Consider the following 978-nt stretch of genomic DNA (forward strand, 5'->3'; position numbering starts at 1 on the left):
TGATGGTGTTTCCATGCAGCTGTTGCTGACAGAGTTGAGCGAACTGTATCAACGGGCCCATCAGGGCGAGACGCTGGCGGCGAACCCCGCAGCGATTCAGTACGCGGATTATGCGGCCTGGCAACAGCAATGGCTGGACAGTGACGAGGCCCGTGCTCAAACCCAGTGGTGGGTCGAACAGCTCGGCGATGGTGGCGAGCCATTGGCCTTGTCCACGGATTATCCACGAGGTGGTTTGCCGGGCAAGGCAAGCGGCGGCGCGCGCTTGCCCATGCCGATCAGTGATGCGCAATTGGTGCAGCTGAAGCAGCGAGCCAGCGAGCTGGGCTCCACCGTGTCCACGCTGTTGCTCAGTGTCTGGCAGACCCTGCTGCATCGCTACAGTGGCCAGCCTCAGGTGCGGGTCGGGGTGCCGGTGGCTNGGCGTTTGTTGGCGGAGACGGAAACCCTGCAGGGCTGTTTCATCAATACGCTGGTGATCCCGGCGTCATACCATCAGCCGCAGACGTTTGCGCAACAGGTGGCGGCCACTCAGCAATTTATCGGTGCCGCTCAGGGCCGCCAGGCGTTGCCGTTCGAGATTCTGGTGGAGGCGCTGGGAGTAGACAGAAGCCTGGATCGCCACCCCTTGTTCCAGGTGGCATTCAATCATCAGCGGCTCAGCCAGACCTTTGCGCCCCAGTGGCCGGAAGCGGTGATTACCCCATTCGATCCCGGTGCCGCTGGTGCCCAGTTCGAACTGGCGCTGGATATTCTGGAAGACGATGAACAGCTGCAGGGCTTTATCGGTTATGCCACTGCATTATTCAAACCGGAAACCATCGAACGGTTACGGGACCATTTCTCCATTCTGCTGGGCGCGTTGCTGGATGACCCGCAGCAACGGCTGTCTGATGCGAGCCTGCTGACCGCAAACGAAGTGGCCGCGAGCCAAGACTTCAATCGTACCGAAAAAGATTGGGGCGATTTTACCGCGGT

The 978-nt window shown here is 60.4% G+C and carries 1 protein-coding gene; it reads left to right on the top strand.

What is annotated here, in order from left to right; translation table 11 throughout:
- Window positions 1-13: 13 nt before the first annotated feature.
- On the top strand, window positions 14-978 hold a 965-nt coding region (locus tag A3730_RS01070; RefSeq protein ID WP_231883795.1), incomplete at its 3' end, for a condensation domain-containing protein.

This window comes from Alcanivorax sp. HI0044, from assembly GCF_001634945.1.